General features: G+C 64.9%; 27 protein-coding genes. 13 read left to right on the top strand and 14 right to left on the bottom strand.

All coding sequences use genetic code 11. The features are described from left to right. Nucleotides 1-20 precede the first annotated feature (20 nt). From HYN69_RS03825 to HYN69_RS03840, 4 genes are all read right to left on the bottom strand, one after another. Complete coding sequence (locus HYN69_RS03825; RefSeq protein ID WP_329608627.1) at nt 21-803, bottom strand: ABC transporter ATP-binding protein; 783 nt, start codon at nt 801-803, stop codon at nt 21-23. A 102-nt stretch (nt 804-905) separates the two neighbouring features. Then, complete coding sequence (locus HYN69_RS03830; RefSeq protein ID WP_108434571.1) at nt 906-1,676, bottom strand: phosphate/phosphite/phosphonate ABC transporter substrate-binding protein; 771 nt, start codon at nt 1,674-1,676, stop codon at nt 906-908. Next, a complete protein-coding gene (locus HYN69_RS03835) occupies nt 1,673-2,110 on the bottom strand; it encodes a tellurite resistance TerB family protein (protein WP_108434572.1) in 438 nt (145 codons plus the stop codon). The genes HYN69_RS03830 and HYN69_RS03835 overlap by 4 nt, the downstream gene beginning before the upstream one ends. A gap of 71 nt (nt 2,111-2,181) precedes the next feature. Continuing rightward, nucleotides 2,182-2,958 carry a 23S rRNA (adenine(2030)-N(6))-methyltransferase RlmJ gene (locus HYN69_RS03840; protein WP_108434573.1) on the bottom strand — a complete coding sequence of 259 codons (777 nt, stop codon included), beginning with the start codon at nt 2,956-2,958 and terminating at the stop codon, nt 2,182-2,184. A 226-nt stretch (nt 2,959-3,184) separates the two neighbouring features. Here HYN69_RS03840 and HYN69_RS03845 point away from each other — a divergent pair, with 226 nt between their 5' ends. Together HYN69_RS03845 and HYN69_RS03850 are read left to right on the top strand one after the other, a co-directional pair. Further along, nucleotides 3,185-3,841 carry a TerC family protein gene (locus HYN69_RS03845; RefSeq protein WP_108434574.1) on the top strand — a complete coding sequence of 219 codons (657 nt, stop codon included), beginning with the start codon at nt 3,185-3,187 and terminating at the stop codon, nt 3,839-3,841. Nucleotides 3,842-3,965: 124 nt separating this feature from the next. Continuing rightward, nucleotides 3,966-4,259 carry an HdeA/HdeB family chaperone gene (locus HYN69_RS03850; protein WP_108434575.1) on the top strand — a complete coding sequence of 98 codons (294 nt, stop codon included), beginning with the start codon at nt 3,966-3,968 and terminating at the stop codon, nt 4,257-4,259. A 54-nt stretch (nt 4,260-4,313) separates the two neighbouring features. Here the strand turns inward: HYN69_RS03850 and HYN69_RS03855 are convergent, their stop codons facing one another. Together HYN69_RS03855 and secG are read right to left on the bottom strand one after the other, a co-directional pair. After that, nucleotides 4,314-5,957 (bottom strand): CTP synthase, encoded by a 1,644-nt coding sequence (locus HYN69_RS03855; protein ID WP_108434576.1) that lies wholly within the window; start codon nt 5,955-5,957, stop codon nt 4,314-4,316. Nucleotides 5,958-6,124: 167 nt separating this feature from the next. Then, nucleotides 6,125-6,499 (bottom strand): preprotein translocase subunit SecG, encoded by a 375-nt coding sequence (secG, locus tag HYN69_RS03860; protein ID WP_108434577.1) that lies wholly within the window; start codon nt 6,497-6,499, stop codon nt 6,125-6,127. Nucleotides 6,500-6,814: 315 nt separating this feature from the next. Here secG and HYN69_RS03865 point away from each other — a divergent pair, with 315 nt between their 5' ends. Together HYN69_RS03865 and HYN69_RS03870 are read left to right on the top strand one after the other, a co-directional pair. Then, complete coding sequence (locus HYN69_RS03865) at nt 6,815-8,107, top strand: adenylosuccinate synthase (RefSeq protein ID WP_108434578.1); 1,293 nt, start codon at nt 6,815-6,817, stop codon at nt 8,105-8,107. A gap of 63 nt (nt 8,108-8,170) precedes the next feature. Further along, nucleotides 8,171-8,386, top strand: a complete 216-nt coding sequence (locus HYN69_RS03870; protein ID WP_108434579.1) for a DUF2842 domain-containing protein — start codon at nt 8,171-8,173, stop codon at nt 8,384-8,386. A gap of 79 nt (nt 8,387-8,465) precedes the next feature. Here HYN69_RS03870 and HYN69_RS03875 read toward each other — a convergent pair whose 3' ends face one another. Beyond that, nucleotides 8,466-10,766, bottom strand: a complete 2,301-nt coding sequence (locus HYN69_RS03875; RefSeq protein ID WP_216824644.1) for a hypothetical protein — start codon at nt 10,764-10,766, stop codon at nt 8,466-8,468. Nucleotides 10,767-10,990: 224 nt separating this feature from the next. Between HYN69_RS03875 and HYN69_RS03880 the strand changes: the two genes are divergently transcribed. Further along, a complete protein-coding gene (locus HYN69_RS03880; RefSeq protein ID WP_108434581.1) occupies nt 10,991-11,674 on the top strand; it encodes a thiamine diphosphokinase in 684 nt (227 codons plus the stop codon). On the opposite strand, the gene HYN69_RS03885 is transcribed toward HYN69_RS03880, so the two are convergent. After that, complete coding sequence (locus HYN69_RS03885; protein ID WP_230426542.1) at nt 11,634-12,593, bottom strand: DMT family transporter; 960 nt, start codon at nt 12,591-12,593, stop codon at nt 11,634-11,636. The two genes, HYN69_RS03880 and HYN69_RS03885, sit on opposite strands and share 41 nt — an antisense overlap. A gap of 150 nt (nt 12,594-12,743) precedes the next feature. On the opposite strand from HYN69_RS03885, the gene HYN69_RS03890 reads away from it, so the two are divergent. Then, nucleotides 12,744-13,373, top strand: coding sequence for a sulfotransferase family protein (locus tag HYN69_RS03890; RefSeq protein ID WP_108434582.1), 630 nt, complete (start codon nt 12,744-12,746; stop codon nt 13,371-13,373). A gap of 164 nt (nt 13,374-13,537) precedes the next feature. Here HYN69_RS03890 and HYN69_RS03895 read toward each other — a convergent pair whose 3' ends face one another. After that, nucleotides 13,538-14,917, bottom strand: a complete 1,380-nt coding sequence (locus HYN69_RS03895) for an L-serine ammonia-lyase (RefSeq protein WP_108434583.1) — start codon at nt 14,915-14,917, stop codon at nt 13,538-13,540. Between the two features lie 180 nt (nt 14,918-15,097). Between HYN69_RS03895 and HYN69_RS03900 the strand changes: the two genes are divergently transcribed. The 6 genes from HYN69_RS03900 to HYN69_RS03925 all read left to right on the top strand — a co-directional run bounded on the left by HYN69_RS03900 (nt 15,098) and on the right by HYN69_RS03925 (nt 22,029). Continuing rightward, nucleotides 15,098-15,643, top strand: coding sequence for an EF-hand domain-containing protein (locus HYN69_RS03900; RefSeq protein ID WP_108434584.1), 546 nt, complete (start codon nt 15,098-15,100; stop codon nt 15,641-15,643). Between the two features lie 302 nt (nt 15,644-15,945). Then, nucleotides 15,946-16,731 (top strand): ribose-5-phosphate isomerase RpiA, encoded by a 786-nt coding sequence (rpiA, locus tag HYN69_RS03905; protein WP_108434585.1) that lies wholly within the window; start codon nt 15,946-15,948, stop codon nt 16,729-16,731. Beyond that, a complete protein-coding gene (gor, locus tag HYN69_RS03910; protein WP_108434586.1) occupies nt 16,728-18,086 on the top strand; it encodes a glutathione-disulfide reductase in 1,359 nt (452 codons plus the stop codon). The genes rpiA and gor overlap by 4 nt, the downstream gene beginning before the upstream one ends. Nucleotides 18,087-18,157: 71 nt before the next feature. Further along, the gene (gene hflK, locus HYN69_RS03915) at nt 18,158-19,372 is read left to right on the top strand and encodes an FtsH protease activity modulator HflK (protein WP_108434587.1); all 1,215 of its coding nucleotides are present in this window, start codon (nt 18,158-18,160) and stop codon (nt 19,370-19,372) included. Beyond that, the gene (gene hflC, locus HYN69_RS03920; protein ID WP_407925246.1) at nt 19,372-20,283 is read left to right on the top strand and encodes a protease modulator HflC; all 912 of its coding nucleotides are present in this window, start codon (nt 19,372-19,374) and stop codon (nt 20,281-20,283) included. Before hflK ends, hflC begins: the two co-directional genes overlap by 1 nt. 174 nt (nt 20,284-20,457) lie before the next feature. Then, nucleotides 20,458-22,029: a DegQ family serine endoprotease gene (locus HYN69_RS03925; protein WP_108434589.1), complete on the top strand. Its 1,572-nt coding sequence runs from the start codon at nt 20,458-20,460 to the stop codon at nt 22,027-22,029. A gap of 245 nt (nt 22,030-22,274) precedes the next feature. On the opposite strand, the gene HYN69_RS03930 is transcribed toward HYN69_RS03925, so the two are convergent. From HYN69_RS03930 to HYN69_RS03940, 3 genes are all read right to left on the bottom strand, one after another. Next, nucleotides 22,275-22,916 (bottom strand): HD domain-containing protein, encoded by a 642-nt coding sequence (locus HYN69_RS03930; protein WP_108434590.1) that lies wholly within the window; start codon nt 22,914-22,916, stop codon nt 22,275-22,277. After that, on the bottom strand, nt 22,913-23,452 hold the full coding sequence (locus HYN69_RS03935) for a peptidoglycan-binding domain-containing protein (RefSeq protein WP_108434591.1): 540 nt from the start codon (nt 23,450-23,452) through the stop codon (nt 22,913-22,915). The genes HYN69_RS03930 and HYN69_RS03935 overlap by 4 nt, the downstream gene beginning before the upstream one ends. 92 nt (nt 23,453-23,544) lie before the next feature. Beyond that, complete coding sequence (locus HYN69_RS03940) at nt 23,545-23,979, bottom strand: OB-fold nucleic acid binding domain-containing protein (RefSeq protein WP_108434592.1); 435 nt, start codon at nt 23,977-23,979, stop codon at nt 23,545-23,547. Nucleotides 23,980-24,217: 238 nt separating this feature from the next. Between HYN69_RS03940 and HYN69_RS03945 the strand changes: the two genes are divergently transcribed. Continuing rightward, the gene (locus HYN69_RS03945; RefSeq protein ID WP_108434593.1) at nt 24,218-24,541 is read left to right on the top strand and encodes a 2Fe-2S iron-sulfur cluster-binding protein; all 324 of its coding nucleotides are present in this window, start codon (nt 24,218-24,220) and stop codon (nt 24,539-24,541) included. Here the strand turns inward: HYN69_RS03945 and HYN69_RS03950 are convergent. Then, the gene (locus tag HYN69_RS03950; RefSeq protein WP_159082350.1) at nt 24,538-25,164 is read right to left on the bottom strand and encodes a Hint domain-containing protein; all 627 of its coding nucleotides are present in this window, start codon (nt 25,162-25,164) and stop codon (nt 24,538-24,540) included. The two genes, HYN69_RS03945 and HYN69_RS03950, sit on opposite strands and share 4 nt — an antisense overlap. Before the next feature lie 115 nt (nt 25,165-25,279). After that, entirely contained in the window at nt 25,280-25,708 is a 429-nt protein-coding gene (locus HYN69_RS03955; protein ID WP_108434595.1) for a DUF1178 family protein, read from the bottom strand.

Here is a 25,708-nt window from a genome sequence, read left to right on the forward strand (position 1 = left end):
GGTTTTGGTTTTGGGTGTGGTCAGGCCGATGTGGCCGAAAGGAACCCGCGCAGACGTTCGGTCTGCGGGTTTCCGAACAGGTTTGCAGGCGGGCCTTGTTCCTCGATCTTGCCGCGATGCAGGAAGACGACGTGGTCGGAGACATCGGCGGCGAGTTTCATGTCATGGGTCACAAGGATCATCGTGCGGCCTTCTTCGGCCAGCGCCTTGATAACCTTGACAACTTCCTGCTCAAGCTCGGGGTCGAGGGCCGAGGTCGGCTCGTCGAACAAAAGCGCGCGGGGTTCCATGCACAGGGCGCGGGCGATGGCGGCGCGCTGCTGCTGACCGCCCGAAAGCTGGGCGGGCCATGCGTCAGCCTTGTCGGCGATGCCCACCTTGGCAAGATAGGCGCGGGCGGTCTGTTCCACCTCGGCCGGATCGCGTTTCAGCACGGTGACCGGCGCTTCCATGACGTTTTGCAGGATGGTCATGTGCGACCAGAGGTTGAACTGCTGGAACACCATCGACAGGTTGGTCCGCATCCGGGTGACCTGTGCGCGGTCGGCGGGGTGGCGGTTCAGCCCCTGCCCACGCCAGCGCACGGCTTCGCCTTCAAACTCGATCTCGCCGTCCTGACTGTCTTCGAGCAGGTTGCAGCAGCGCAGGAGCGTCGATTTTCCCGACCCCGACGAGCCGATCAGCGACACCACATGGCCGCGCGGTGCGGTCATGTCGACACCCTTTAGCACCTCGAGCTGGCCATAGCTCTTGTGCAGGTTGCGGATGCGGATAACGGGTGTGTCGACGGTTGTTTCGGGCACTGATATCAGCCGTTGCTCATTCTGGCTGACGAGTAAGGCGCAGGATTTGCGCTATTGCAACGCGTTTTGCGACGGTTCGGGCAAGAGAGGGTGGCAATTTGATCAATTTCCGGTCGAAAACGCGGCGGGCGGGGCAGGAGTGGGCACAGAGAGGTAATCTTGGGCGGGAATCCTTACGATTCCGCTAAGCCGCAGGGCTTTGCGTTCCGTTGCGTCAAGAAGCGTGATGGCTTCGGCAATCGCATCGAATATCGCGCCCGAGTCGCGGGTGGCGGCGGTGATGTAGGGCAGGCCCGGGGTCGGGTCGGTATGGCCGATGACCTTGACCGCCTTGGCCTGCGGGTCGTGTTCGGCAAGGAGGGACCATGTGACCGCGTCGAGGGCGGCGAGGTCGGCTTGGCCGGTCGCAACGGCGGCGAGCGAGGCTGCGTGCGCGCCGGTGCGGGGACCGGCGCGGAGGGTCAGGCCGTGTCGGGCGGCGTGGTTCTGCGGGGCGGCCCAACCGGATTGGGACATCGCGTCGTTATAGGCGAGGCTTGCGCCGTCGAACTGGGCGAGATGGTCGCGCGGGTCATCGGCGCGGGCGATCAGGACCGAGCGGTAATGGCCGGGGGGACAGCCCGTAACGCCGAAGTCGGGGGTGCCGACGAGCTGGACGTGGCCGTGCAGTTTCGCGCGGTAGGGAAAGCCGCAGGTCTGCGAGAGGAGAAGCGCGGGGTCGGTCCATTGCGGCATGAGGTCGAGGTCGCCCCGGCGCAGGGCTGCGGGTGCGTCGATGCCGCGCGCGGCGAGGGCGGCGCGGATGAGCGACCAGTAACGGTCTGTTGCCGCACGGTTTTCCACACGGTCATACATCGGAAGGGCGACGATCATTGCTGTTCGGCGCGCTGACGGGCGAGGTTCGATTCGACATCCGTCAGGCCCAGCAGCGAGGCGACCATGCGCAGAAGGCGGTCTTCCTCGGCGTCGCGGAGGCCATCGGACAGGGCGACTGACCACATGGCTTGCATCAGGGCAGAGCGGTCGTCGACATCGGTGGCGGCCTTGATCGCGCGGGTGAAGCGAACGGTGTCGGGGGCTTCGGCTTCCAGCGTTTCCGCTTCCGAGCGCAGGCGGGCGACTTCGAACGGGCCGAGGTGGTGACGGGTCATCAGGATGCGGTCGATGCGTTCGACCTCTTCGGCGGAATAAAGGCCGTCGGTCTTGGCGATGCGGACCAGAAGCGCCGCCATGGCAAGGCGGGCGTCGGGGTCGGGCAGGCGGGTGGGGGCGGGGGCCAGAAGGCTGCGGAGGAGGTTTTCGAACATGGACCAAGGATAGGGCGGTGGCCTTGCAAGGGCAAGGAGGTGGTGGTCACGGCCCCGTCACTGCGGCCGGATCAGAGCGTTTTGTAAAGCGCGTCAAGGCGTTGGGCTTCGGACTCTATCCCGTAGGGCGGGTTCAGGAACCACATTCCGGTACCTGTCATCTTGTGGCCGTCGCGGACGGGGGGGAAGCGGAGTTCGTGGCGGAAGCTTTCGGGGTGGTCGGCCATCAGGGCCCGCAGCATGGGGGTGTGGGGGGCGTCGAGCAAGAGGGGATACCACAGGGCTATGGTGCCAACGTTCCACTTGCGGGCGATCTGGGCTATGGTCTTGGGAATGTTGGCGTAATCGGTCTTCACCTCGTAGCTGGGGTCGATCAGCATCAACCCGCGGCGGGGGGTGGGGGGTGTCAGGGCGAGGGCCATTTCGAAACCGTCGCGTTTGGCGATGTTCAGCCCCCAGCGGCCCATGTTGGCGGTGAGGGCGGCGTGTTCCTGCGGGTGGAGTTCGGCGAGGTGCAGGCTGTCACCGTCGCGCAAACTGAGCGCCGCGACGAGGGGCGAGCCGGGATAGGCTGCGTCGCCGAACAGGGCGCGGGTTTCCGCAAGGCGGCGACGGTAGGGGTGGTCGGCGGGAAAGCCTTGTTCCAGAAGGGATATTCCGGCGGCGGCTTCGCCGGTTTTGGCGGCTTCCGGTGCTGTCAGGTCGTAGACGCCGCGGCCTGCGTGGGTTTCGATATAGGTCAGCGGCTTGTCCTTGCGGGTCATGTAGTCGAGCGCAAAGGCCAGAAGCGCGTGCTTCTGGACATCGGCGAGGTTCCCCGCGTGGTAGATGTGTTGGTATGACAGCATGGGCTTTGGCTACCGTTTTGGCGGGGCTTGGGCAAGGTGCGATGGATGTGGGGTGATATGCACAGCCGATGCACGGATTTGTGCTGCAGCCCGAAGCGGGGCCGGTTTATCGGCACGGGTATGGAACTTTGCGGGATGCACAACCGATGCATAAAGTGATCGGCCCGTGTTGCCGAAGTTTTAACGGAAGCGTAGGCAGGGTGCCGAACGGATTGCTGGAGTCGTCATGGAAATCTTTACCGCTGCCGGACTGACCGCCTTGATGCAGGTGATTGCCATCGATCTGGTTCTGGCGGGCGACAATGCCATCGTCATCGGGCTGGCGGCGGCGGGTCTGCCACGCGAGATGCGGACCAAGGCCATTCTGGTCGGCATCATCGCGGCGACGGTGCTGCGGATCATCTTTGCCACGGCGACGACCTATCTTATGGCGCTGACGGGCCTGCTGCTGGCGGGGGGCATCCTGCTGTTGTGGGTGTGCTGGAAGATGTGGCGCGAGCTGCGCGAGGGGCATGGCGACGACAACCGCGCCGAAGAGGCGCTGACGGGCGAAGACCTGAACCGCGACGGAACGGTTGCGGGCGGAGCGAAGAAGACGTTCCGGCAGGCGGCGATGCAGATCGTGATCGCGGATGTGTCGATGAGCCTCGATAACGTGCTGGCGGTGGCGGGGGCCGCGCGCGAGCATCCGACCGTGCTGGTCGTGGGGCTGGTGCTGTCGATCGCGCTGATGGGGCTGGCGGCAAGTTTCGTGGCGCGGCTTTTGAACCGCTATCGCTGGATCGCCTATATCGGGCTGGCGATCATCGTCTATGTCGCGCTGAAGATGATCTGGGAAGGCTGGCATCAGGTGGGGCCTGTTCTGGCCGCGCAGTTGGGTTGACCCGATACGTAAAGCTGTACGGATCTTCGATTTAGGGGCTTGTTTGCGGCCACGCAGGTCGGCACAAATGCGCGCGTGAATCGGCGCGACGGGCGCCGCATGTTTGACTGTGAATGGAGTAAATATGACCGCTTTTACCAAGATCGCGCTTTGCGCCGTGTCGCTTGTGTTTGCCGCCCCGGCTTTCGCTGAATCCTTCGACGTTGCCACCCTGTCCTGCACCGATTTCGCGGCGCTGCCCGCGGATACCAAGGGCGTCCTGATCATGTGGATGGACGGCTATACCGGCGGCATCAACGGTGACAGCTCGCTCGACCTCGAGCGTCTGCAAGTGAACGCAAACGATGCCGACGCGGCCTGCTCGGCTGACCCGAGCCGTTCGCTGCTGGACGTGATGACCGAAGTCGTCGCGCAGTAATTTCCTGCGAAATCATCTGTTGGCAGGGCGGGGGTTTCCCCGCCCTGTTTCGTTTCACACCAGACGGCTGACGTCGACCGCAGCGCGGATGAAATCGGCGAACAGGGGGTGCGGAGCGAAGGGCTTGGATTTCAGTTCGGGGTGGAATTGCACGCCGATGAACCACGGATGGTCCTTGACCTCGACGATTTCGGGCAGGCGGCCATCGGGGGACATGCCCGAGAAGATGAGGCCGCAGGTTTCGAGTTTGGCGCGGTATTTGATGTCGACTTCGTAGCGGTGGCGGTGGCGTTCCTCGATCGTGGTGGTGCCGTAGACGCCTGCCACTTTCGATCCGGCGGTCAGGCTGGCGGTATAGGCGCCGAGGCGCATGGTGCCACCCTTGTCGTCCGAGAGTTTGCGGGCGACGACGTGGTTGCCCTGCACCCATTCTTTCAGGTGGTAGACGACGGGGGTGAAGCGTTTTTCGCCAGCTTCGACGTCAAATTCTTCGGACCCTGCGTTGGCGAGCCCCGCGAGGTTGCGCGCACTTTCGATCACCGCCATCTGCATGCCGAGGCAGATTCCAAGATAGGGGATCTTCTTTTCGCGGGCGAATTGCGCGGCCTTTATCTTGCCTTCGGTGCCGCGTTCGCCAAAGCCGCCGGGGACGAGGATGGCGTGGAAGTTTTCGAGGTAGGGCGCCGGGTCTTCGCGTTCGAAGATTTCGGCGTCGATCCATTCGGCCTTGACGCGGGTGCGGTTGGCCATGCCGCCATGGGTCAGCGCCTCGGCGATGGATTTGTAGGCGTCTTCGAGCTGGGTGTACTTGCCGACGATGGCGACGCGGACCATGCCTTCGGCGTGGTTCAGGCGGTCCATCACGTCTTCCCAACGGGTCAGGTTGGGTTTCGGGGCGGGGGTGATGCCGAAGGCGTCGAGCACGGCCTGGTCGAGGCCCGCGCGGTGATAGGCAAGGGGGGCTTCGTAGATGGTTTTCAGGTCATATGCGGGGATGACGCTGTCTTTGCGGACGTTGCAGAAGAGCGCGATCTTCTCGCGTTCCTTTTCCGGAATCGGGTGTTCCGAGCGGCAGACCAGCACATCGGGGGCGAGGCCGATGGATTGCAATTCCTTGACCGAGTGCTGGGTGGGTTTGGTTTTGAGTTCTCCGCTGGCCGCAAGGTAGGGCAGGAGCGTCAGGTGCATCAGGATCGACTGGCCGCGCGGGCGTTCGTGGATGAACTGGCGGATGGCTTCGAAGAAGGGCAGGCCTTCGATGTCGCCCACCGTCCCGCCGATTTCGCAGAGCATGAAATCGACCTCTTCATCACCGATGCGGAGGAAATTCTTGATCTCGTTGGTGACGTGGGGAATGACCTGGATGGTCTTGCCGAGGTAGTCGCCGCGGCGTTCCTTTTCCAGCACGTTGGAATAGATGCGGCCCGACGAGATGCTGTCGGTCTGGCGGGCGGAGACGCCGGTGAAGCGTTCGTAATGGCCAAGGTCGAGGTCGGTTTCGGCGCCGTCGTCGGTCACGAAGACCTCGCCGTGTTCGAAGGGCGACATCGTGCCGGGGTCGACGTTGAGGTATGGGTCGAGTTTGCGAAGGCGGACGGTGTAGCCGCGAGCCTGTAGCAGGGCGCCGAGGGCTGCGGAGGCAAGGCCCTTGCCCAGCGAGGACACCACGCCGCCGGTGATGAAGATATAGCGTGCCATGTGGGGCTCCCGTGGTCAGGTCAATCGGTGCGATCGAGTGGCGATTTGCAAGGCAGGGAATCGCATCATCACGGGAGTTAAGCTGTAACGCAGCTTTCGCCCGCGCGCAACCGGACCGCTAGATGCTGTCTGAACCTTGAAAAGGACGCTCAAGCAGTTGTGTCGGATCAGTTGCTGTTGGCCGGGGGCGGTGCAAGCGGCGCGTCGGCGGGCTGCGGCGGCAAAAGGTCGTTGCCGAGCGGCGCTTCCGCCGGGGCGGGCGCGTCGGCGGCGGGGATGCCGAGTTGGTCGATGACCGAGCTGGAGCCTGTCTTTTGCGCGGCGAGGATGGTCAGGGTGACCGAAGTTGCGATGAAGCAGACCGCGAAGATCCATGTCAGTTTCGCAAGCGCCGTGGCGGCACCGCGTCCGGTCATGACGGAATTGCCACCGCCGCCGCCGCCGCCCATTCCCAGACCGCCACCTTCCGACCGCTGCAACAGCACCACGCCGATCAGAAGAAGGGCGAGGATCAGGTGGATTGTGAGGATGACGTTTTCCATGGGGCGCTTTTTCTCGGAACTGACGCGCCTATCTAGGCGGAAGGGGGCAGGGGTGCAAGCCCCAAGGCGGCTTTTGCCGGCAGGCGCAAGGGGGCTTCACCCCCTCTTGGCCGTGCCGGCCAATTCACCCCGAGGATATTCGGGCCAGCATGAAAGCGGAAAGGGGTTTGCGGCTTCATCCTTGCCCAAATACTCGCGCCGCAGGCTTCCACAGGTTGCGACGGGCGCGGCGGTTGCAAGGATTTGGCTTTCCCTTGCGGGGGCGGGGGGCTATAGGACGCACGGTTTCACGCCAACCCTGAAAGGATAGCCGTCATGGCCAATGTTGTCGTCGTGGGTGCCCAGTGGGGCGACGAGGGAAAAGGCAAGATTGTCGATTGGCTATCGGAACGCGCCGATGTGATCGCGCGGTTTCAGGGCGGGCATAACGCGGGCCACACGCTGGTGATCGACGGCAATGTCTACAAGCTGTCGTTGCTGCCTTCGGGCATCGTGCGGGGGGGCAAGTTGTCGGTCATCGGCAATGGCGTGGTGCTGGACCCCTGGGCGCTGTTGTCGGAAATCGGGAAACTGCGCGGGCAGGGGGTTACGGTCGATCCCGACTGCCTGATGATCGCCGAGAACACGGCGCTGATTTTGCCCGTGCATGGCGAGTTGGACCGTGCGCGCGAAGGCCAGACGGGTGTGGCCAAGATCGGCACCACCGGGCGCGGCATCGGGCCTGCCTATGAAGACAAGGTGGGACGCCGTGCGGTGCGGGTGGCTGACCTTGCCGACGAGGCGACGCTTGATCTGCGGATCGGGCGGTTGCTGAGCCATCACAACGCGCTTCGCGCCGGTCTGGGGCTGGAGCCTGTCGACGCAGGCGCTCTGAAGGCGCAGTTGCTGGAAGTTGCGCCGAAGATCCTGCCCTATGCCAAGCCGGTCTGGAAGGTGATGCACGACATGCGCCGCGCCGGAAAGCGCATCCTGTTCGAGGGGGCGCAGGGGTCGCTGCTGGACGTGGATTTCGGGACCTATCCCTATGTCACCAGTTCCAACACGCTGGCGGGCATGGCTGCGACTGGCACGGGGCTGGGGCCGACGGCGGTGGATTTCGTGCTGGGGATCGTCAAGGCCTATACCACCCGCGTGGGCGAAGGCCCGTTTCCGACCGAATTGTTCGACGGCGATGGCGAGCGTCTGGGCGAGCGCGGGCATGAATTTGGCACGGTGACGGGGCGCAAGCGCCGTTGCGGCTGGTTCGACGCGGTGCTGGTGCGCCAGACTTGTGCGACGAGCGGTGTTTCGGGGATCGCCCTGACCAAGCTTGACGTGCTGGACGGGTTCGAGACGTTGAAGATATGCGTCGGATACGAGTTGGACGGGCAGCGGCTGGATTACCTGCCGACGGCGGCCAATCTGCAGGCGCGGGTGGTGCCGATATATGAAGAGATGCCGGGATGGACGGAATCGACGGCGGGCGCGCGGTCGTGGAATGACCTTCCGGGGGCTGCGATCAAATACGTGCGCCGGATCGAGGAATTGATCCAGTGCCCGGTCGCCATGGTGTCGACCAGCCCCGAGCGGGATGACACGATCCTTGTCACCGATCCCTTTGCGGATTGACCTCTGTCGCGGTTGATCGGGGGGCCTGCCGGACTAGGTTTCGGCAGGCAAGGGGAGAATGGGATGGCTTTGACATACAAGACGCGGCGGCGGTTGTCGCTGCTGATCCTGCTGGTGGGTTTGCCGCTTTACATCGTCGTGGCGTTGACGGTGGTTGGATGGTTCGACCGGCCGTCGATCTTGCTCGAGCTTCTGGTCTATGTCGCGCTGGGCATCGTCTGGGCGTTGCCGTTCAAGTTCATCTTCAAGGGCGTGGGGCAGGACGACCCGGACGCCTAGGCGGTTCCGGTCGCCCGAATTGGAAAAGGCGGACAGGGAAACCTGTCCGCCTTTCCGTTTCGGGCCTGAGTGGCAGCTCTCAGCCCGGATTGCGGTTCGCCAGTGCGAAATAGGGGGACGCTTCGGTCAGGGTGAACTGGCCGCGGCGGACTTTAGCGATATGGCCATCGCGCAGAAGGGCGCCGAAAACGCGCAGGCTGTCTTCGCGCAGGGAGTCAGTCTGCGGGATCATCATTGCGACATGGCGCATCATCTGCGGGCGGGTGAAATGCGGGCGCTTCTGGTCGCAGGTGAGGTAGGCTGCGGCGGCCTCGATCATCTCGCGCATCGAGGCGGCGCCGATGCGGTCGGCGAAATCGCGAAAGGCCGCGTCGGGCGCGGGGGCCACTGCGGCATCGGCATCGGCATCTGCTTCGTCATCGTAATCGGCGAGGGCTTCGGCGAGGTGAAGGTCGAGGTCATCCTCGGGTTCGAGCTGTTCGAGGGATTGCGCCTGCATGGCAAGGCCGGAGCCCGAGCCGGAAATGCGGCGCGGGCGGATTTGCACAGGCTGGGACAGCGCGCCGGGCGTGGCGGGGATCGGGCCGCCTGCGGGGCGCGAGGGGCGGTCGATGCGCTGTTCGGAGACGAGGACGAGGGGGGCGGGCTTTTCCCCGTGCGGTTTGGGTTGCAGGGCTGCGGGCAGGGCCGAGCGCACGACCATGGCAAGGTCGTTGCGGTAGCGGGCGATGCGCGAGGGTTCGGGATCGGGCTTTGTCTCGCCCGCGCGGCGTTCGGCCACGGTCTGGGCGACGGCTGCTTTCAGATGGGCGATGGCCGATTGGCGGCGCTTGGTCTCTTCGCCCTCCATTTCCGAATCGGCCTGCGCCATGAGGCGGCTTACGGCATCTTCGGCGGAGGGGTCGCCAAAGGCATGCGGCGCGCGGGGGGGTGCCGGTTCGGTGCCTGCCGGTTCGGTGCTCAGGGTGGCGAGTTCGCGTTCAAGGTCATACTCGGCCTCGGCCGAAAGGGAGGCGGGCTGCGACGGGCCGTCGTTGGCCGGGACGCTTTCGGCAAGGCCGGTCACGGCATCGGCGCGGCGGATCTTGAAGACACGGGCGCGGGCGCGTTGCAGCTTTTCGGCGGCACCGGGGCGAAGTTCTGGAAGCGGCTGGCCGGGGGGCAGGTCTTCGGTTTCGCCGAAGATGCTGTCGAGGCCGGTATCGCCGGTGCCGTTTGTGTCGAGGTCGGTTCCGTCAAGATCGGGGACGTCAAGATCGGCGGCGAGTTCGGCGTCGTCGAGGAGGTCGGCTTCCTCAAGGTCGGTGTCGTCGAAGTCGGCGTCGTGAAGGTCGGCGGTGAAGTCGGCGGTGCGCTGGGCTGCGAAGCTGTCTTCGTCTGTTGCGGCGTCGTTGGCGACCGCGTCGAATGCTTCGTCGGCCGTTGAAATGGTGCTGTGGACGATTTGCGGTCCGGCAAGGTCGAAGCCTGCGTCGGCGGCGAGTGTGTCGTCATAGTCGGCTTGCGTTGCGGCAAGGGCCGTTTCGGCCAGCGATCCGGCGGACTCGGGCTGGTCGACCTTCATCGCGGCGATCGAGGCGATGATCCGGGCCTCGTCGGGGTGGTATGCCGGTTGCGGTTCGGGTTGCGGTTCGGGTTGGGCTGCGGCCGGGATGGTTTCCAGCGGACCGGCGAGGGCTGCGACGAGCGAGTCGGGCAGGTCGGGCAGGTCGGAATCGGGCAGGTCGGAACCGGGTGCGAAAGCGACCACGCGGTCGGGTAGGCTGTCGGCCCTGGCCAAGGTTGCGACGGGGTTGGCTTCGGGTGCGGCGGCCAGGTCTGCGTCTTCGATATCGGCGGTTGCGGCGTCATCCTCGGGCAGGAAATCGGCCAGCATTGCGGTCGATGCCGTTTCGGCGGGTTCTTCGGCGGTGTCTTCGACATAGTCGGGCAGGGCCAGCGAGACGGTCGCTGTAGTTGCGGCTTGCGGGACCGGCGCAGGAGTGACCTGCTGCTGGGCCGCGACTTCGGAGCGCAGGCGGAGCAGGCGTTCGGCGATGGTTTCGGCGATTGTTTCGGCGGGGTCGGCCAGCGGGGCCGGTTCGGCTGCCGGTTTGACGGCTGCGGGTGCGGCAGCAGCGACCATCGGTGCGACCGATGGAGCGACTGTCGGAGCGACTGACGGGGCGGGAGCAGGTTGCGGCGCGGCGGTCTGTCGGGATTGGACGCCGTCGGATGCGCGCAGGTGGATGCCGTTTTCCTGAACCTTGGCGTCGACGCGGCGCTGCACCTCGCGTTCGGCGATGCGGTGGAGCATGGCGGCATCGGGGGTGGGCGGTTCGGCCCCGAAGTAGCGGTCTTCTGCGGCGAGGTCGCGGAAATACTCGGCAATTGCACGCATCGTGTTGAACGGGTCGTCAAACCCTTCCAACGTACAAGAGAAGGTCCCGTAGGAGACCGTAAGGATCTTACTCGCACCGATCATCGGATGCATGCCTTTTACCAAATTCAGCCGTCACATTCACCCGTCGGGTCGATCCTTTTCATGGACAGAGTGGGGTGTTTTGAAGGATTGATTATGGCCCAACGTGCCGCCACCTGCCGCAATTGAAAGACAGTATCGCCATGAACCGCCCGATTGTCCAATCCCCTGATGGGGTCACGCTGGTGGGCGGAGGGCCTGTTTCAAAGGCGGAACTGGCCTTGGCGCTGCGGTTTGCGCCTGTGATCGTGGCGGCGGATGGCGGGGCGGACCGTGTGCTGGCGGCGGGGCTGATGCCCGAGGCGGTGATCGGCGATTTCGATTCGATCAGTGCTGCGGCGCGGGAGCTGATTCCCTCTGACCGGCAGCATGTGATCGGCGAGCAGGCGACGACCGATTTCGACAAGGCGCTGCGGTCGGTTCAGGCGCCCTTTGTGCTGGCCTTGGGGTTCACGGGGGCGCGGGTCGACCATGGGCTTGCGGTCTTGAACACGCTCGTCCGGCAGGGCGGGCGGCGCTGCGTGCTGATCGGATCGCGGGATGTGGTGTTCCATGCGCCTGCGCGGCTGGAGATCGACATGCGGGTGGGCGAACGGTTCTCGCTCTTTCCCATGGCGGCGGTGACGGGGCGAAGCGAGGGGCTGGAATGGCCCATCGGCGGGATCGGCTTTGCGCCGGACGGGATGGTGGGCACGTCGAACCGCGTTGCGGCGCGGCGGGTGGTGCTGGCGATGGACGGGGCGGGGATGCTGGTGATCCTGCCCCGCGCGCGGCTTGGGGCGGCGCTTAGGGCACTTCTACCGGAAGGATTGCCGCGCGGCGCTTGACGCGGGCTGAAAGCCGTTCGCGGTGGATGATGTAAAGCCCCGATCCGGTGATGACGGCGATGCCTGCCCATGTGAGGGGGTTGGGGAAATCGTCGAAGATCAGGTAACCGAGGATCACGGCGGCGATGATCTCGGTGTAATGCAGCGGCGCGAGCGTGGCCGAGGGTGCGAATTTCAGCGCGTAGGTCATGCACATATGCGAGATCGCGGCCCAGAAGCCGACGCCGAAGAGCCAGAGCCATTGCAGGCCTTGGGGTTCAAGCGCATCGAGCGGGCCGATGCCACTGCCGTCGAACAGCACAAGAAGCGGCAGGCAGATTGCCATACCCGCGAGCGAGGTGTGCAGTTGCATCGCCACGGGGTGGATGCGGTCCGACATCGCGCGCGTGACGAGCATGTAGAAGGCGAAGGCAAAGGCGGTGCCAAGCGGCCAGAGCGCCACGAGCCCGAAGGTGGCAAGCGAGGGCTGGATCACCAGAAGGGCGCCGCCAAAGCCCACCACGCTGGCGGCGATGCGGCGGGGACCGACCTCGTCGCCGAAGATCAGGCTGCCGAGGATCAGCAGGATGAAGGGTTCGACGAAGGCGATGGCGAGGGCATCGGCCACCGGCATGACGGCGATGCCCGAGACGAAGGAGAAGGTGGAGAGGATCAGGAAGACGGCGCGCATCAGCAGCAGGCTTGCTACGCGGCGGTCGGTGCGCCACGGCACGCCCATCAGCAGCAGGACCGGCAGCATGAGTGCGCCCTGCACCACGAAGCGGGCGGTGGTGATCTGGCCCACCGGCATGCCGGATTCGGCGGCGAGTTTCGAGGCCACGTCGAGCAGCGGCGCAAGCACGCAAAAGGCGAGCATGAGGGCCACACCCGGAAGGATGCGGTCGGTGGGGCGGGCAGAGGAGGGAGCGGGCGATGTCATGGCTTCGGGCGTAGCGGGGCGGGGGCCTTGCGTCCATTCCGAAAGCGACCCCGAGGGGACCGGAATGTCATGCGAAATGGCGGGGGCGTGGCTTTTCAACTGCGGCGGGGTCGCCTAGGTTAAAGCGGTAACAGGGTAAAGGGGTTTGGCGTGCTGGTTCTGGAAGCGTCGCGACTGGTGTTTCTGGCCAATCCCAAGACCGCGACCCAATCGGTCCGGGCGATGCTGCGGGGGCGGGCCATGGCGGGACCTTGGCAGGACGACCCCGGCGCGCGGCATGGCGGGATCGGGCCGTTCAACCGCAAGTGGCGCGGATTGATCGAAGAGCGGGTCGGCGGTCCGGTCGAGGTGTTCGCCGTGGTGCGTGATCCTTTGGCGCGTCTGGACAGCTGGTATCGCTATCGCAAGAAGAACGCCGAGGGCGACAGCCGCAGTACGCAAGGGATCGGGTTCGACGATTTTCTTTGCGCCGTGATGCAGGATAGCCCGCCCGATTTTGCCCGCGTCGGGGCGCAGGACCGTTTCGTCGGCTGGGACGGGATGCAAAGCGGGATCGACGTGCTGTTCGATTACGACAGGCTCGATCTGATGATGGAGTTTCTGGCCGACCGGATCGGTGTCAGGTTGCGATTGCCGGTCAAGAACACCTCGGCCAAGCCGTTCAGCGGGTTGCCCGAGGTGGAAGGCGGCGTGATGGAGGCACTGCGCCGGAAGCTTGCGGGTGATTTCGCACTTTACGCTGCAGTATCGGAAACGGGGGCTCTGTTTCGCGACGATTGAGGGGCTGTGCTTTGGCCCCCCCACCCTCTCCCTCCCCCCGCGGGGGGAGGGAAGCGACCGGCTTGAACCGTCACGATCGGCTTTGCCTTCCCCCCCCGTTCATCCTTGCGATAAATACTCCGGGGTCCGGGGCTGGCCCCGGCTGTCTGCCAAAGGCTGCGCGGTCAGCAGTTCGGCACGTTGACCGCCAGACCACCGAGCGAGGTTTCCTTGTATTTCTCGTGCATGTCGCGGCCGGTCTGGCGCATGGTTTCGATGCAGACATCAAGGCTGACAAGGTGGATGCCGTCGCCGCGCAGGGCGAGCGAGGCGGCCGAGACCGCCTTGATCGCGCCAAGCCCGTTCCTTTCGATGCAGGGCACCTGCACGAGGCCCTTGACCGGATCGCAGGTCATGCCGAGGTGGTGTTCGAGCGCGATTTCGGCGGCGTTTTCGATCTGTTCGGTGGTGCCGCCCAGCACGGCGGCGAGGCCTGCGGCGGCCATGGCGGCGGCTGATCCGACTTCGGCCTGACAGCCGCATTCGGCTCCGGAGATGGAGGCGTTGTGTTTGACGAGGCCACCGATGGCGGCGGCGGTGAGCATGAAGTCGCCCACGCGGGAGGCCGATGCGCCCGGCACATGGTCGAGCCAGTAGCGGATGACGGCGGGCACCACGCCTGCGGCACCGTTGGTGGGCGCGGTGACAACCTGTCCGCCTGCGGCGTTCTCTTCGTTCACAGCCATCGCGTAGAGCGACATCCAGTCATTGATGGTGTGCGGGGCGGTCATGTTCAGACCGCGCTCGGCGATCAGGGCGTCATGGATGCCCTTGGCGCGGCGGCGGACTTTCAGGCCGCCGGGCAGGATGCCGGTGCCTTCCATGCCGCGGCTGATGCAGTCGTTCATCACCTGCCAGATCCGCTCCATCCCGCGGTCGAGGTCGGCGGCAGAGCGGAATTTCAGCTCGTTGGCGCGTTTCATCTGGGCGATGGTCAGGCCCGAGGCCTTGGACATCGCCATCATCTCGTCGGCGGATTCGAAGGGGTAGGGCACGTCGGCGCGCGCCTTGGCCTTGGCGCTGCCTGCGTCGGCCATTTCCGAGGCGGTCAGCACGAAGCCGCCGCCGATGGAGTAGTACGTTTCCTGAAGTATGACGTCACCTTGGGCGTCGGTTGCCTTGATGATCATGCCGTTGGCATGGCCGGGCAGGGCGGGGCCGTAGTCGAACAGCAGGTCGGCTGACGGGTCGAAGTGGAGTTCGGGCAGGCCGGGCGGGGTGATGGTGCGGGTGGCCTTTATCGCGGCGAGGGTGGTTTCGGCTTTTTCGGCGTCGTAGGTGGCGGGTTCGAAGCCTGCGAGGCCGAGGATGGTGGCGCGGTCGGTCGCGTGGCCCACGCCGGTAAAGGCGAGCGAGCCGTGCAGCGAGGCGCGCAGACCCTTTGCATGGAAGGGCGAGGACCGGAGCAGGTCGAGGAAGCGGGCGGCGGCGACCATGGGGCCCATGGTGTGGCTGGACGAAGGGCCGACGCCCACCTTGAACATGTCGAATACCGAAAGGAACATTGCCCCGCCCTTTTGCCCAAAGCGCCCTGACGCGGGCGCGAGGACAAAGGTGGACATAGCGGACGATGCAGCAAGGGCGAAAAGCGACCGGATTGGCTCTTTTCCTGTCATCGACGCTCATTTACCGCCTGTTAACCGGATTCGGCGCAGGGTGGCTGCGGGTTTTATCGGGAGGTGGCCATGCTGCGTTGGGTTCTTGTGTTCTGGGTCTTCGCCTTTCCGGTGGTGGCGCAAGAGGCGGTCACGCAGGCGCTTGCCGCCCTGCCCGAGGCGCAGGCCAAGCGGTTGCGGGCCGATCCCGACCGCTTTGCGGCGGGGGCCTTGCGGCTGATCTATGGCAGCGGGGCAGCGGGCGGGATCAGCCGTGCCGAGGCCGAGGCGGCGGAGCGGATTGATCTGGCAGAGCGGCGGGCGCGCGCTTTGGGGCCGTTCTTGCAGAGCGATCTGGACAATGACGGGGTTGTCGGGCGCGACGAGGTCTTGTTGCGGGCCGCTTCGCTGGGTGTCGATGCGCGGGCGCGGTTGCTTTTGGGCTTTGCGGCTGCGGATGCGGACGGGGATGGCTCGGTTTCGGCGGTGGAGTTGCGGGGGATGGCCGAGGCGGCGGCAGTGCGGCGGGGCGGTTCGCGGGCGGCGGAATATTTCGCATTCGATCTGGATGCGGACGGGCGGCTGACGGTCGAGGAGGTCGAGGCGGTGCGGGGGGCTTTGGCGGCGGGGCCGTGACGGGTATGCCGTGACGGGTAGGCCGTGACGGGGGGCGTCGTGCTTCTGGCTGGCGTGGCGAGGTGAGTATTTTAGCAAGGGTGAAACCGGCGGGGTCGTCTGGCGGCTGATGGGAAGTTGCCGGTGCAGCGATGCGCGCGATTGCGCGCACAGAGCGCATCCCCTTTTGCCAGTGAGGTGGGGCGCGCGCGTTTCCCTTTGCAATCGGGGAGTGGGTGGCGGATCGGCGAGCCGTGCCAATTCCTGCTTACACCCTGCGACGGCTTTGCCTATAAAGGGCGCAGTCTATCCGAGGAGCCGCCATGCCCGCCGATCTGAACCCCATCGACAAGGCCAAATTCGTTGCTGCCAAGCGGGCGACCGAGTTCGTCGAGACCGGGATGAAGGTGGGGCTTGGCACCGGATCGACGGCTGCATGGATGGTGCGCTGCCTGGGCGAGCGTATCCGCGAGGAGGGGCTGCGCGTCGTGGGGGTGCCCACGTCGAGCCGCACGGCGGAACTGGCACGGCAGGTGGGCGTGCCGATCACCACGCTGGACGAGGCCAAATGGCTGGACCTTACCATCGACGGGGCGGATGAGTTCGACCCGAACCTTGCGCTGATCAAGGGCGGCGGGGCGGCGCTGTTGCAGGAAAAGATCGTGGCGACGGCGTCCGACCAGATGATCGTGATTGCGGACGCGGCGAAGGAAGTGGCGCAGTTGGGGGCCTTTCCGCTGCCGGTCGAGGTGATTCCCTTTGGCTGGCAGACGACCAAGGCGCTGATCGAGGAGACGTTGGTCAGCCTTGACGTGCTGAGCCGCGAATGCAGTTTGCGGATGAATGGCGCCAAGCCCTTGATGACGGATGAAAGCAATTACATCGTCGATCTGCATCTGAAGCGGATCGGCAATCCGCGGCAGTTGGCGCTGGTGTTGAACCAGATACCGGGCGTGGTCGAGAACGGGCTGTTCATCGACATCTGCGACATCGTGGTGATCGGGCATGGTGACGGGCGTGTGACGGTGCGCGACATAAACGCCGGATCGGAATCCGACGATTTCGTCGAGTTCAAGCCCAGCGATAACATCTTTGCGGATATGGAATGACGTTCGATTACGATCTTTTCGTCATCGGTGGCGGGTCTGGCGGCGTTCGGGCGGCAAGGGTGGCGGCGGGCGAGTGGGGTGCACGCGTCGGGCTGGCCGAGGAAAGCCGGATGGGCGGCACCTGTGTGATACGGGGCTGCGTGCCCAAGAAGCTGATGGTCTTTGCCAGCGGCTTCCCCGAGGCGATTGCCGATGCGCGGGCTTACGGCTGGGATGTGACGGACGGGCGGTTCGACTGGCCGGTGTTTCGCGCGTCACTCGAGCGCGAGTTGGACCGGCTGGAGGGGGCTTACCGCAACACGCTGAAGACTGCGGGCGTGGTGGTGCATGACAGCCGCGCGCGGGTGGTTGACCCGCATTGCGTGGAGCTTGCCGACGGAAAGCGGTTTTCGACCAAGCATATCCTGATCGCCACGGGGGGCTGGCCCTTTGTGCCGGATATTCCGGGGGCGGAGTTGGCGATCACCTCGAACGAGGTGTTCCACATGCCCGAGTTGCCCAAGCGGGCGCTGGTGGTGGGCGGCGGTTATATCGCATCGGAATTCGCCTGCATCCTGCACGGGTTGGGGGTGGAGGTTTCGCAGTATTACCGTGGCGCGCAGATCTTGCGCGGCTTTGACGACGAGGCGCGGGGCATGGTGGCCAATGCCATGCAGGCGCGGGGGATCGGGGTGCATTGCGGCACCGATGCGCTGCGGCTTGAGCGCCGTCTCGGCGGGATTTGCGCGGTGGCGACGGATGGCACCGAGCGCGAGTTCGACGTGGTGCTTTACGCCACGGGGCGCAGGCCGAATGCCGCGGGGCTGGGGCTTGAGGCGCTTGGCGTGCAGTTCGGGCGGCAGGGCGAGATTTTGGTGGACGAATGGTCGCAGACCGCGGTGCCGTCGATCTTTGCCGTGGGCGATGTGACCGACCGGGTGAACCTGACGCCGGTTGCCATCCGCGAGGGGCATGCTTTTGCCGATACGGTATTCGGCGGCAGGCCCACGAAGTTCGCGCATGAGATGATCCCTTCGGCGGTGTTTACCCAGCCTGAACTTGGGTCGGTCGGCATGACCGAGGAGGAGGCGCGGGCGCGGGGACCGATCGAGGTTTACGCCACGAGTTTCCGCCCCATGCGGTCGCTTTTTGCGGGGCGGCAGGACCGGGTGATGATGAAGCTGGTGGTCGATGCACAAAGTCGCGTGGTTCTGGGCTGCCATATCGTCGCACCCGATGCGGGCGAATTCATCCAGCTTGCGGCGATTGCCATCAGGATGGGGGCGACCAAAGAGGATTTCGACCGCACCGTGGCGGTTCACCCGACGATGGCCGAGGAATTGGTGACGATGAAACGTCCGGTGCGTCAGGCTTGATGCTGACGCTTCTTGAAATTCGACCGGGCATGCACAGTTTAATCCCGACGATAGAAAAAGGGTAAAGATCGATGGCAGGTAGCGGAGGCCCCTGGGGCGGCGGTGGCGGCCCGGGCGATGATGACCGGAACAACGGGGATCGCAACGGGGGGCGCGGTGACGACCGCAGGAATGGCGGCCGTCGTCCCGAAGGTGGCGGGTCGCAAATGCCCGAGATCGAAGACCTGATGAAAAAGGGGCAGGAACAGCTTCGCGTGCTGATGGGCGGGCGGGGTCGTGGCGGTTTCAACGGTGGCGGCGGGCGCGGGCCTGGCGGCGGCGGCGGGCCGATGGTTTCCAAGCAGGGCGTGGCGCTGGGCGTGCTGGGCGCTGCGGTGCTGTGGTCGTTCATGTCGTTTTATACGGTGAAGCCGGAAGAACGGTCGGTCGAGCTGTTTTTTGGCAAAATGTCCACAATCGGAGAGTCGGGTCTGAACTTTGCGCCCTGGCCTTTCGTGACGAAGGAAATCGTGCAGGTCACCGGCGAGCGGCAGACGGAAGTGGGTCGGTCGAGCACCGATCCGACCGCTGCAGGGCTGATGCTGACGCGGGACCAGAATATCGTGGATATCGGGTTCCAGGTGGTGTGGAACATTTCGGACCCGTCGAACTATCTGTTCAACCTTGCCGATCCCGAGGACACGATCCGCGCCGTGGCGGAATCGGCCATGCGCGACATCATCGCGCGGTCCGAGCTTTCGCCCATTCTGAACCGTGATCGCGGGGCGATTGCCACCGATCTGCGTCAGGGGGTGCAAAAGACGCTCGACAGCTACAATGCGGGTATCAACGTGATCCGTGTGAACTTGCAGCAGGCGGCCCCTCCGAGCGAGGTGATCGATGCGTTCCGTGCGGTTCAGGCCGCGCAGCAGGAACGGGACCGGCTTGAGAAGGAAGCCGATGCCTATGCCAACCGCGTGACTGCTGGCGCACGAGGCGAAGCGGCGCGTCTGGTCGAAAACTCGGAAGCCTACCGCGCCGAGGTGGTCAACAACGCCCAGGGTGAAGCGAGCCGTTTCACATCGGTCTATGAGGAATATGTGAAGGCGCCAGAAGTGACGCGCAAGCGCATGTATCTGGAAACCATGGAAAAGGTGCTGGGCGGCATGAACAAGGTGATCCTTGACGGGGTCGGTTCGGGCGAGGGCGGGGGAGGCAATGGCGTGGTGCCGTTCCTGCCGTTGAACGAATTGAACCGTCCGGCCGGAGCGCCTGCTGCTGCTGTGAACTCGGTAGGGAGCAACTGATGAAAGCTGCATATATTCTTCCCGCCGTTGCGATCCTTGGCGCGGTTGCGCTGTCGTCGATGTTCATCGTGGACGAGCGTGAAAAGGTGCTAGTGCTGCAATTCGGGCAGGTCAAACAGATCCGCAACGAGCCGGGTCTTGGTTTCAAGGTGCCGTTCATCCAGGATGTCGTGCGGTATGACGACCGTATCCTGTCGTTGCCGACACGACCCATCGAAGTGACGATGAGCGATGATCGCCGTCTTGTCGTCGATGCCTTTGCCCGCTGGCAGGTGACCGATCCGGTGCGCTTCCGCGAAGCGGTCGGTGCGAATGGCGTCGGGCAGGCGATGACGCGGCTTGAGGGTATCTTGAACGATGCCATTCCGCAGGTGCTGGGTTCGGTCGAATCGAGCCGTGTGCTGTCCGAAGATCGTCAGGGGTTGATGAACCTGATCCGCGATATCGCGCGGCGCGAGGGGGCATCGCTGGGGATCGACGTGGTCGACGTGCGTTTGACGCGGACCGATTTGCCCGAGCAGAACCTTGAGGCGACCTTTGCCCGGATGCGGGCCGAGCGCGAGCGGGAAGCGGCGGACGAGATCGCGCGCGGTGGCGAAGCGGCAAGCCGCGTGCGGGCGAGTGCGGACCGGACGGTGGTGGAGCTGACATCCGATGCGCGGCGTCAGGCCGAAGTGGTGCGCGGCGAGGCCGATGCCGAACGGAACCGCATCTATGCCGAGGCTTTCGGCAAAGACCCCGAGTTCTTTGCCTTTACCCGGTCGCTGACCAGCTATGAACGGGCGCTGAAGTCGGAAAACTCGTCCATCGTGATGAACCCGGATGGCGAGTTCTTCGAATATTTGCGGTCGGATCAAGGGTATGGCGCGGCGGCTGGCGGTTCAGGGGCCGGAACCGACGCGGGTCAATGATCGCGCCAGCGTCGGCGTGACGGCTTGGGGGCTGGCGTTCGCGCCGGCCCCTTTGCAATTTTGCGGCTGCGCGGTTGTCTTCCGGGGGCGACTTGTAACAAAGGTCGAAAAACCATCACAGGCCTTTGACGCGGCGCGACCGGGTTTGCATTGCTGCCCGGACGCGGTTGGAGGATGATCTGGAACGTGCTCGACCCACTGGCTGTTGTTTGCGGGCGGGGTCATCGAAACGAAAAGGAGTTCGGAGTGCTGTCTCTGGTCCAAACCTATCATTATGGGGCAAAGGGTGCCCGCAGCCTTTCTGGCGGCCTGTCGCGGCTGGCGCTGGCGGCGGCGCTTGGCCTGACGCTTGGCCTTGGTCAGGCCGATGTCGCGGCGGCGCGGGGTGCGCCGGAAAGTTTTGCCGATCTGGCCGAACAGATCAGCCCGTCGGTGGTGAACATCACCACTATGTCGACTGTGGCGGCCCCCGCAACGGGCGGGCCGATGGTTCCCGAAGGATCGCCCTTCGAGGATTTCTTCAAGGAGTTCCAGAACCCGGACGGGCAGGGCGGTGGCGAGCCGCGCCGGTCCGAGGCGCTGGGGTCGGGATTTGTCATCTCGGAGGACGGCTATATCGTCACGAACAACCACGTGATCGAAGGGGCCGACGACATTTCGATCGAGTTCTTTACGGGCGAGAAGCTGAAGGCCGAGTTGGTGGGGACCGACCCCAAGACGGACATCGCGTTGCTCAAGGTGAAATCGGACAAGCCGCTGCCTTTCGTGCAGTTCGGAAATTCCGATCTGATGCGGGTGGGCGACTGGGTCGTGGCCATGGGCAACCCGCTGGGGCAGGGATTTTCGGTTTCTGCGGGGATCGTTTCGGCGCGGAACCGTGAATTGTCGGGCACTTATGACGATTATCTGCAGACCGACGCTGCGATCAACCGGGGCAACTCGGGTGGGCCGCTGTTCAACATGGACGGGCAGGTGATCGGGGTGAATACCGCGATCCTGTCGCCGAACGGCGGGTCGATCGGGATCGGCTTTTCGATGGCCTCGAACGTGGTCGACAAGGTGGTGGCGCAGCTCAAGCAGTTTGGCGAGACGCGGCGCGGCTGGCTGGGGGTGCGGATCCAGGACGTGACGCCGGATGTGGCCGAGGCGATGAGCCTTGCGGCATCGAAGGGCGCTTTGGTGACGGATGTTCCGGATGGTCCGGCCAAGGATGCCGGATTGCAGGCGGGTGACGTGATCACCCTGTTCGACGGCAAGGAGATCGGGACCGTGCGCGACCTGACGCGGCAGGTGGCGGATAGCCCTGTCGGGTCGGCGGTGCCTGTCGTGATCATGCGCAATGGCAAAACCGAGACGCTTTCGGTGACGCTGGGCCGCCGCGAGGAGGCCGAAGCCGACGAGGCGGTGCCCGCGTCGGCCGAGACGCCTGCCGTGCCGCAATCGGCGGAAGTCTTGGGCATGACGCTGGAGCCGGTGACCGCCGATGCGATCAAGGAGCTTGGGTTGCCTGCCGGAACCGAGGGCCTGATCGTGGCAGCGGTCGGCGAAGAGACCGAGGCTTTCGGCAAGGGGCTGCGTCAGGGCGACGTGATCACCGAAGCGGGTCAGCAAAAGGTGGTGCGTCTGGAGGACCTGCAGGACCGGCTGAAAGAGGCCAAGGACGCAGGGCGTAAATCGCTTCTGCTCTTGGTGCGCCGTGGTGGCGATCCGCGCTTTGTGGCGCTGTCGGTCGAAGAGACGAAGTGACTGTTCGGGTTGGTGTGAAAGGGGGCGGCGGGGAAACCTGCCGCCCCTTTCGCATGTCTGACAAGGTGGTAGCGGGCGAAATTTGACGCAAATTTCGCGGCGATTTCTGACGCAGAAATCGGTGGCGGGCGTTGCGGGGGGACGGCGGGGGCGGGTTGGGCGCGCTGTTTTACCCAAGGATCGGTGATAGGTGGCGCTGCGGGTCGGGGGCGGAATTTGCGTCAAATTCCGGCGCGGTTTTTGCGTCAAAAACCGCTTTTGCCGATTTCGGCAAGCAGGCGGGTGCGGAAGCTTTCCATCCATTCCAGCCGTTCTGCGGCCATGGCGCGGCCTGTGGCGGTCTGCATCGTATCGACGAGGCGCACGAGTTTCACCTCGATATGGTCGAGCGCGAAGCGTTTGTCGTCGAGCGGGCGGTTCAGGGCCATGGGGTCGGCGGCGTCGAAGAGGCCCCCGCCCATCTGGCCTGAAATCAGGAACATGCGGGCGATGCCGATGGCGCCGAGGGCTTCGAGGCGGTCGGCGTCTTGCAGGATGCGGGCTTCGGGGGTTTCGGGCGGGATATTGGCCGAAAAGCTGTGCGCGAGGATGGCGTGGTGCAGGGGTGCGAGCTTTGCTTGCGGGTAGCCCATGGCGGTCAGTTCAGCCACGGCAAGGTCGGCGCTTTGGCGCGAGGCGGTGGCGCGGTGGGGGGAGTTTTTGGGCAGGTTGACCGCATCGTGGAAATAGGCGGCGGGGCCGAGGATGTCGGGATCGGCGGGTTCGTCCATGGCGATCAGGCGGCAGGCGCGCCAGACGCGGTCGAGGTGGCCCATGTCATGCGCGCCGTCGGTCTGGGTGGCCCAAAGCTGCGCGATGCGGGCGCGGGAGCGGTCTGCCCATGTCATAGCTGCGAGATGTCCGTGGTGACGAGGCCGAGGTCGCGGGCGGCGGCGAGCGCGAGTTGGCGGCTGTCGAGGCCGCGGTCGGTCTGGTAGCGGCGCAGCGCGTCGGTGGTGGGGGCGTCGAGCGTGCCAGTGAGGGACGCAAGGTAGTAGCCACGCGCCTTGAGCGCGCGTTGCAGGCTGGCGATGAAATCGGGGGTCATCTCGGACGGGCAGGGCGCGCGGAACCAGACGGTTTCACGGTCGCGCACCATGCGGGTGGCGGTCTTGGTGCGGTAGGTGGCGGGGGTGAGGATGCTGCCGTCTTCGGCGCGGGTTTCGGGGGTGATCTGCACCTGTTCGGTGACGGTTTCGATGACGGCTGGGCTGGAATCCTTGGCCCAACAGGCGCCGTCAGGTCCGGCGGGTTGGCTGTCGTCGCGGGTGCGGACGATTTCGGCGGCGAGGTTGGCCTGTTCGGGCGATGCGGGCAGGGGCGGGGAAGACATGCATGCGGAAAGGAGGAGGGCCGCCGCGACGATGCCGTGATATGTTGCCATGCGGTGATCCTGCCTGCGCTGTCCGTTCGCCGGACGTTGGTTCAAGCATAGCGGGTCGCAGGCAGCGGGGGAAGGGCGGGGTGGGGGAAGTGTCAGGGCTGGTCGCCTGCCCGTGTGCCGTCATGGCGGAAATCGGGGTGTAACAGCGCGTCGAGCATGTGCGAGATATCCTCGATCTGCTCGGCCACGATGTGGACCACGCCGGCTTCGCGTTGCAGGCGGCCGGTGACGCGCAGCATGCGGCCTGCGATCACGGCGCGTCGGTTGGCTTCGTAGAGTTTGGCCCATACCACGACGTTGCAGGTGCCGGTTTCATCTTCGAGCGTGAGGAAGATCACCCCTTTGGCGGTGCCGGGGCGCTGACGCACCAGCACCAGACCCGCCACGCAGACCCGTGCGCCTGCGGGCGGTTCGTCAAGCCGTTCGGCCACGAGGGCCGAGGGTGGGCGCGGCCATGTGCCCGGCGGTGCGCTGGGTGTTTGCCAGATTTCGGTGATGCTGCGAAAGCGGGGAGCTACGGGTTGCATGGGAACGAATGTAGAACATTTATGCATAGAAGAAAGCGCAATTTTCAGAAAAGGCGGCGAGCTGCCCGTTAGGAGTCTGAGACTTTCACTTGCCAGAAGCATGTGACGTTGCCGCCCGCCAAGGCCAAGCCTAGCGCGACCGGACTCGAAGGGGCAAGGGCGGGTCCGCCTATGGATAATTGCCCCGTTATGCCCTATGTCGTGGCGCAAGGACGTATGTTTTTCAGGGAAGACGACGATGGCCAAGATCACCTATGTGGAATTCGGCGGCAAGGAGCACGTGATCGACGTGGCCAACGGCCTGACTGTTATGGAAGGCGCACGCGACAATGGCGTGCCGGGGATCGAGGCCGATTGCGGCGGGGCCTGCGCCTGTTCCACCTGCCATGTCTATGTCGATCCGGCTTGGGTGGGAAAGCTGCCCAAGAAGGACAGCATGGAAGAGGATATGCTCGACTTTGCCTGGAACCCCGATCCGGCGCGGTCGCGGCTGACCTGCCAGATCAAGGTTTCGGACGCGCTTGACGGGCTGCGCGTGCAGATGCCGGAAAAGCAGATCTAAAGTCGGAAGAGCGCCGCTTCGTGCGGGGCGATGCAGGGACGGGCGGCGCGGGTTTCGGCGCCGTCTGCGAGGAGTTCGGGGAAGAGCGCGGCAAGTTCGGCCTGCGTTGCGGGCGCGCGTTCGCCTGCGTCATGTGAAAGCGGGTGGTAGCTTTCGGTCGCGGCGCCTTCGGCATAGATGATCTCGTGCCGGTCGAACAGGAGGTGGAAGTAGTCCACCGTTGCCATCGGCTGGCGGTAGATGCGGTCGCTGCCGTGCGCAAGTTGGCCTGCGGCCACCAGCACCTCGGGTTCGCCGGTCAAAAGTTCGGCCTGCCAGCCTGACAGCACCATGCGGTGATGCGGCGAGACCAGAAGGTTACGGTCGTTGCCGAGCGTGCCTGCCGCGATGCAGATCGGGGCGAGATCGCCGGTGGCTGCGACGGTTTTCGACAACACGCGGCGGACGGGTTGCAATCCGTGGTCGGCGGTGGCGATCAGGGTGCCATCGGGGATGTCTTCGACCGTGACTTGTCCGGTTGCCGTTTCGATGCGGGTGCCGCGGACGAAACAGGCGAGATTGGTCTGCGTGAACACGCGGGTTGCGTGGTCGAGCATGGGGGAGGTTTGCACCAAGTCACTCATTACATTCACCTGTCTGTCCGGGCTTTGCCGACGAGACACGAATCGCATCCGAATGTGGCGGGGTTCGGACGAAACCGCACCGATCTTGCGATGAATGGTTAATGCAATGTGGCGGTCAGTTGGTTTTGCGCTGCGGCAGAAAGGGCAGCGGCGCGACGGGAACGCCGTCTTCCAGCAGCTTTTTCGCCTCATCCCAGCGGGCTTCGCCGTATATGGCGCGTTCGGGCGCGTCGCCGTCGTGGATGCGGCGGGCTTCGGCGACAAAGTCGGGTCCGACATATTCGGAGTTTTCCTCGACCTTGCGGCGCAGTTCGGCAAGCGCCCGTTCGGCATCGGAGGCGGGGGCTGACAGGTGGGGCTGCGCGACGCCCGCGTTGCGGGCGGGTCGGACGGTGGGGGCCATGAGCGTTTTCTCTACCGCCGTATCGCCACAGAACGGGCAGGCGACATGGCCTGCCGATTTCAGGCTGTCAAAGGCCGCGCCGGACTGGAACCAGCTTTCGAAGCCGTGGTCGGCGGGGCATTTGAGCGCGAAGCGGATCAT

Origin of the sequence: Gemmobacter aquarius (assembly GCF_003060865.1) — a bacterium.
Classification (GTDB): Bacteria; Pseudomonadota; Alphaproteobacteria; order Rhodobacterales; family Rhodobacteraceae; genus Paragemmobacter; species Paragemmobacter aquarius.

Coding starts and splice junctions, on each gene's coding strand:
- HYN69_RS03830 (WP_108434571.1), bottom strand. CDS start 1,676: ATGATCGTCGCCCTTCCGATGTATGACCGTGTGGAAAACCGTGCGGCA.
- HYN69_RS03835 (WP_108434572.1), bottom strand. CDS start 2,110: ATGTTCGAAAACCTCCTCCGCAGCCTTCTGGCCCCCGCCCCCACCCGC.
- HYN69_RS03840 (WP_108434573.1), bottom strand. CDS start 2,958: ATGCTGTCATACCAACACATCTACCACGCGGGGAACCTCGCCGATGTC.
- HYN69_RS03845 (WP_108434574.1), top strand. CDS start 3,185: ATGGAAATCTTTACCGCTGCCGGACTGACCGCCTTGATGCAGGTGATT.
- HYN69_RS03850 (WP_108434575.1), top strand. CDS start 3,966: ATGACCGCTTTTACCAAGATCGCGCTTTGCGCCGTGTCGCTTGTGTTT.
- HYN69_RS03855 (WP_108434576.1), bottom strand. CDS start 5,957: ATGGCACGCTATATCTTCATCACCGGCGGCGTGGTGTCCTCGCTGGGC.
- secG (WP_108434577.1), bottom strand. CDS start 6,499: ATGGAAAACGTCATCCTCACAATCCACCTGATCCTCGCCCTTCTTCTG.
- HYN69_RS03865 (WP_108434578.1), top strand. CDS start 6,815: ATGGCCAATGTTGTCGTCGTGGGTGCCCAGTGGGGCGACGAGGGAAAA.
- HYN69_RS03870 (WP_108434579.1), top strand. CDS start 8,171: ATGGCTTTGACATACAAGACGCGGCGGCGGTTGTCGCTGCTGATCCTG.
- HYN69_RS03875 (WP_216824644.1), bottom strand. CDS start 10,766: ATGCGTGCAATTGCCGAGTATTTCCGCGACCTCGCCGCAGAAGACCGC.
- HYN69_RS03880 (WP_108434581.1), top strand. CDS start 10,991: ATGAACCGCCCGATTGTCCAATCCCCTGATGGGGTCACGCTGGTGGGC.
- HYN69_RS03885 (WP_230426542.1), bottom strand. CDS start 12,593: ATGACATCGCCCGCTCCCTCCTCTGCCCGCCCCACCGACCGCATCCTT.
- HYN69_RS03895 (WP_108434583.1), bottom strand. CDS start 14,917: ATGTTCCTTTCGGTATTCGACATGTTCAAGGTGGGCGTCGGCCCTTCG.
- HYN69_RS03900 (WP_108434584.1), top strand. CDS start 15,098: ATGCTGCGTTGGGTTCTTGTGTTCTGGGTCTTCGCCTTTCCGGTGGTG.
- rpiA (WP_108434585.1), top strand. CDS start 15,946: ATGCCCGCCGATCTGAACCCCATCGACAAGGCCAAATTCGTTGCTGCC.
- gor (WP_108434586.1), top strand. CDS start 16,728: ATGACGTTCGATTACGATCTTTTCGTCATCGGTGGCGGGTCTGGCGGC.
- hflK (WP_108434587.1), top strand. CDS start 18,158: ATGGCAGGTAGCGGAGGCCCCTGGGGCGGCGGTGGCGGCCCGGGCGAT.
- hflC (WP_407925246.1), top strand. CDS start 19,372: ATGAAAGCTGCATATATTCTTCCCGCCGTTGCGATCCTTGGCGCGGTT.
- HYN69_RS03925 (WP_108434589.1), top strand. CDS start 20,458: ATGATCTGGAACGTGCTCGACCCACTGGCTGTTGTTTGCGGGCGGGGT.
- HYN69_RS03930 (WP_108434590.1), bottom strand. CDS start 22,916: ATGACATGGGCAGACCGCTCCCGCGCCCGCATCGCGCAGCTTTGGGCC.
- HYN69_RS03935 (WP_108434591.1), bottom strand. CDS start 23,452: ATGGCAACATATCACGGCATCGTCGCGGCGGCCCTCCTCCTTTCCGCA.
- HYN69_RS03940 (WP_108434592.1), bottom strand. CDS start 23,979: ATGCAACCCGTAGCTCCCCGCTTTCGCAGCATCACCGAAATCTGGCAA.
- HYN69_RS03945 (WP_108434593.1), top strand. CDS start 24,218: ATGGCCAAGATCACCTATGTGGAATTCGGCGGCAAGGAGCACGTGATC.
- HYN69_RS03950 (WP_159082350.1), bottom strand. CDS start 25,164: ATGAGTGACTTGGTGCAAACCTCCCCCATGCTCGACCACGCAACCCGC.
- HYN69_RS03955 (WP_108434595.1), bottom strand. CDS start 25,708: ATGATCCGCTTCGCGCTCAAATGCCCCGCCGACCACGGCTTCGAAAGC.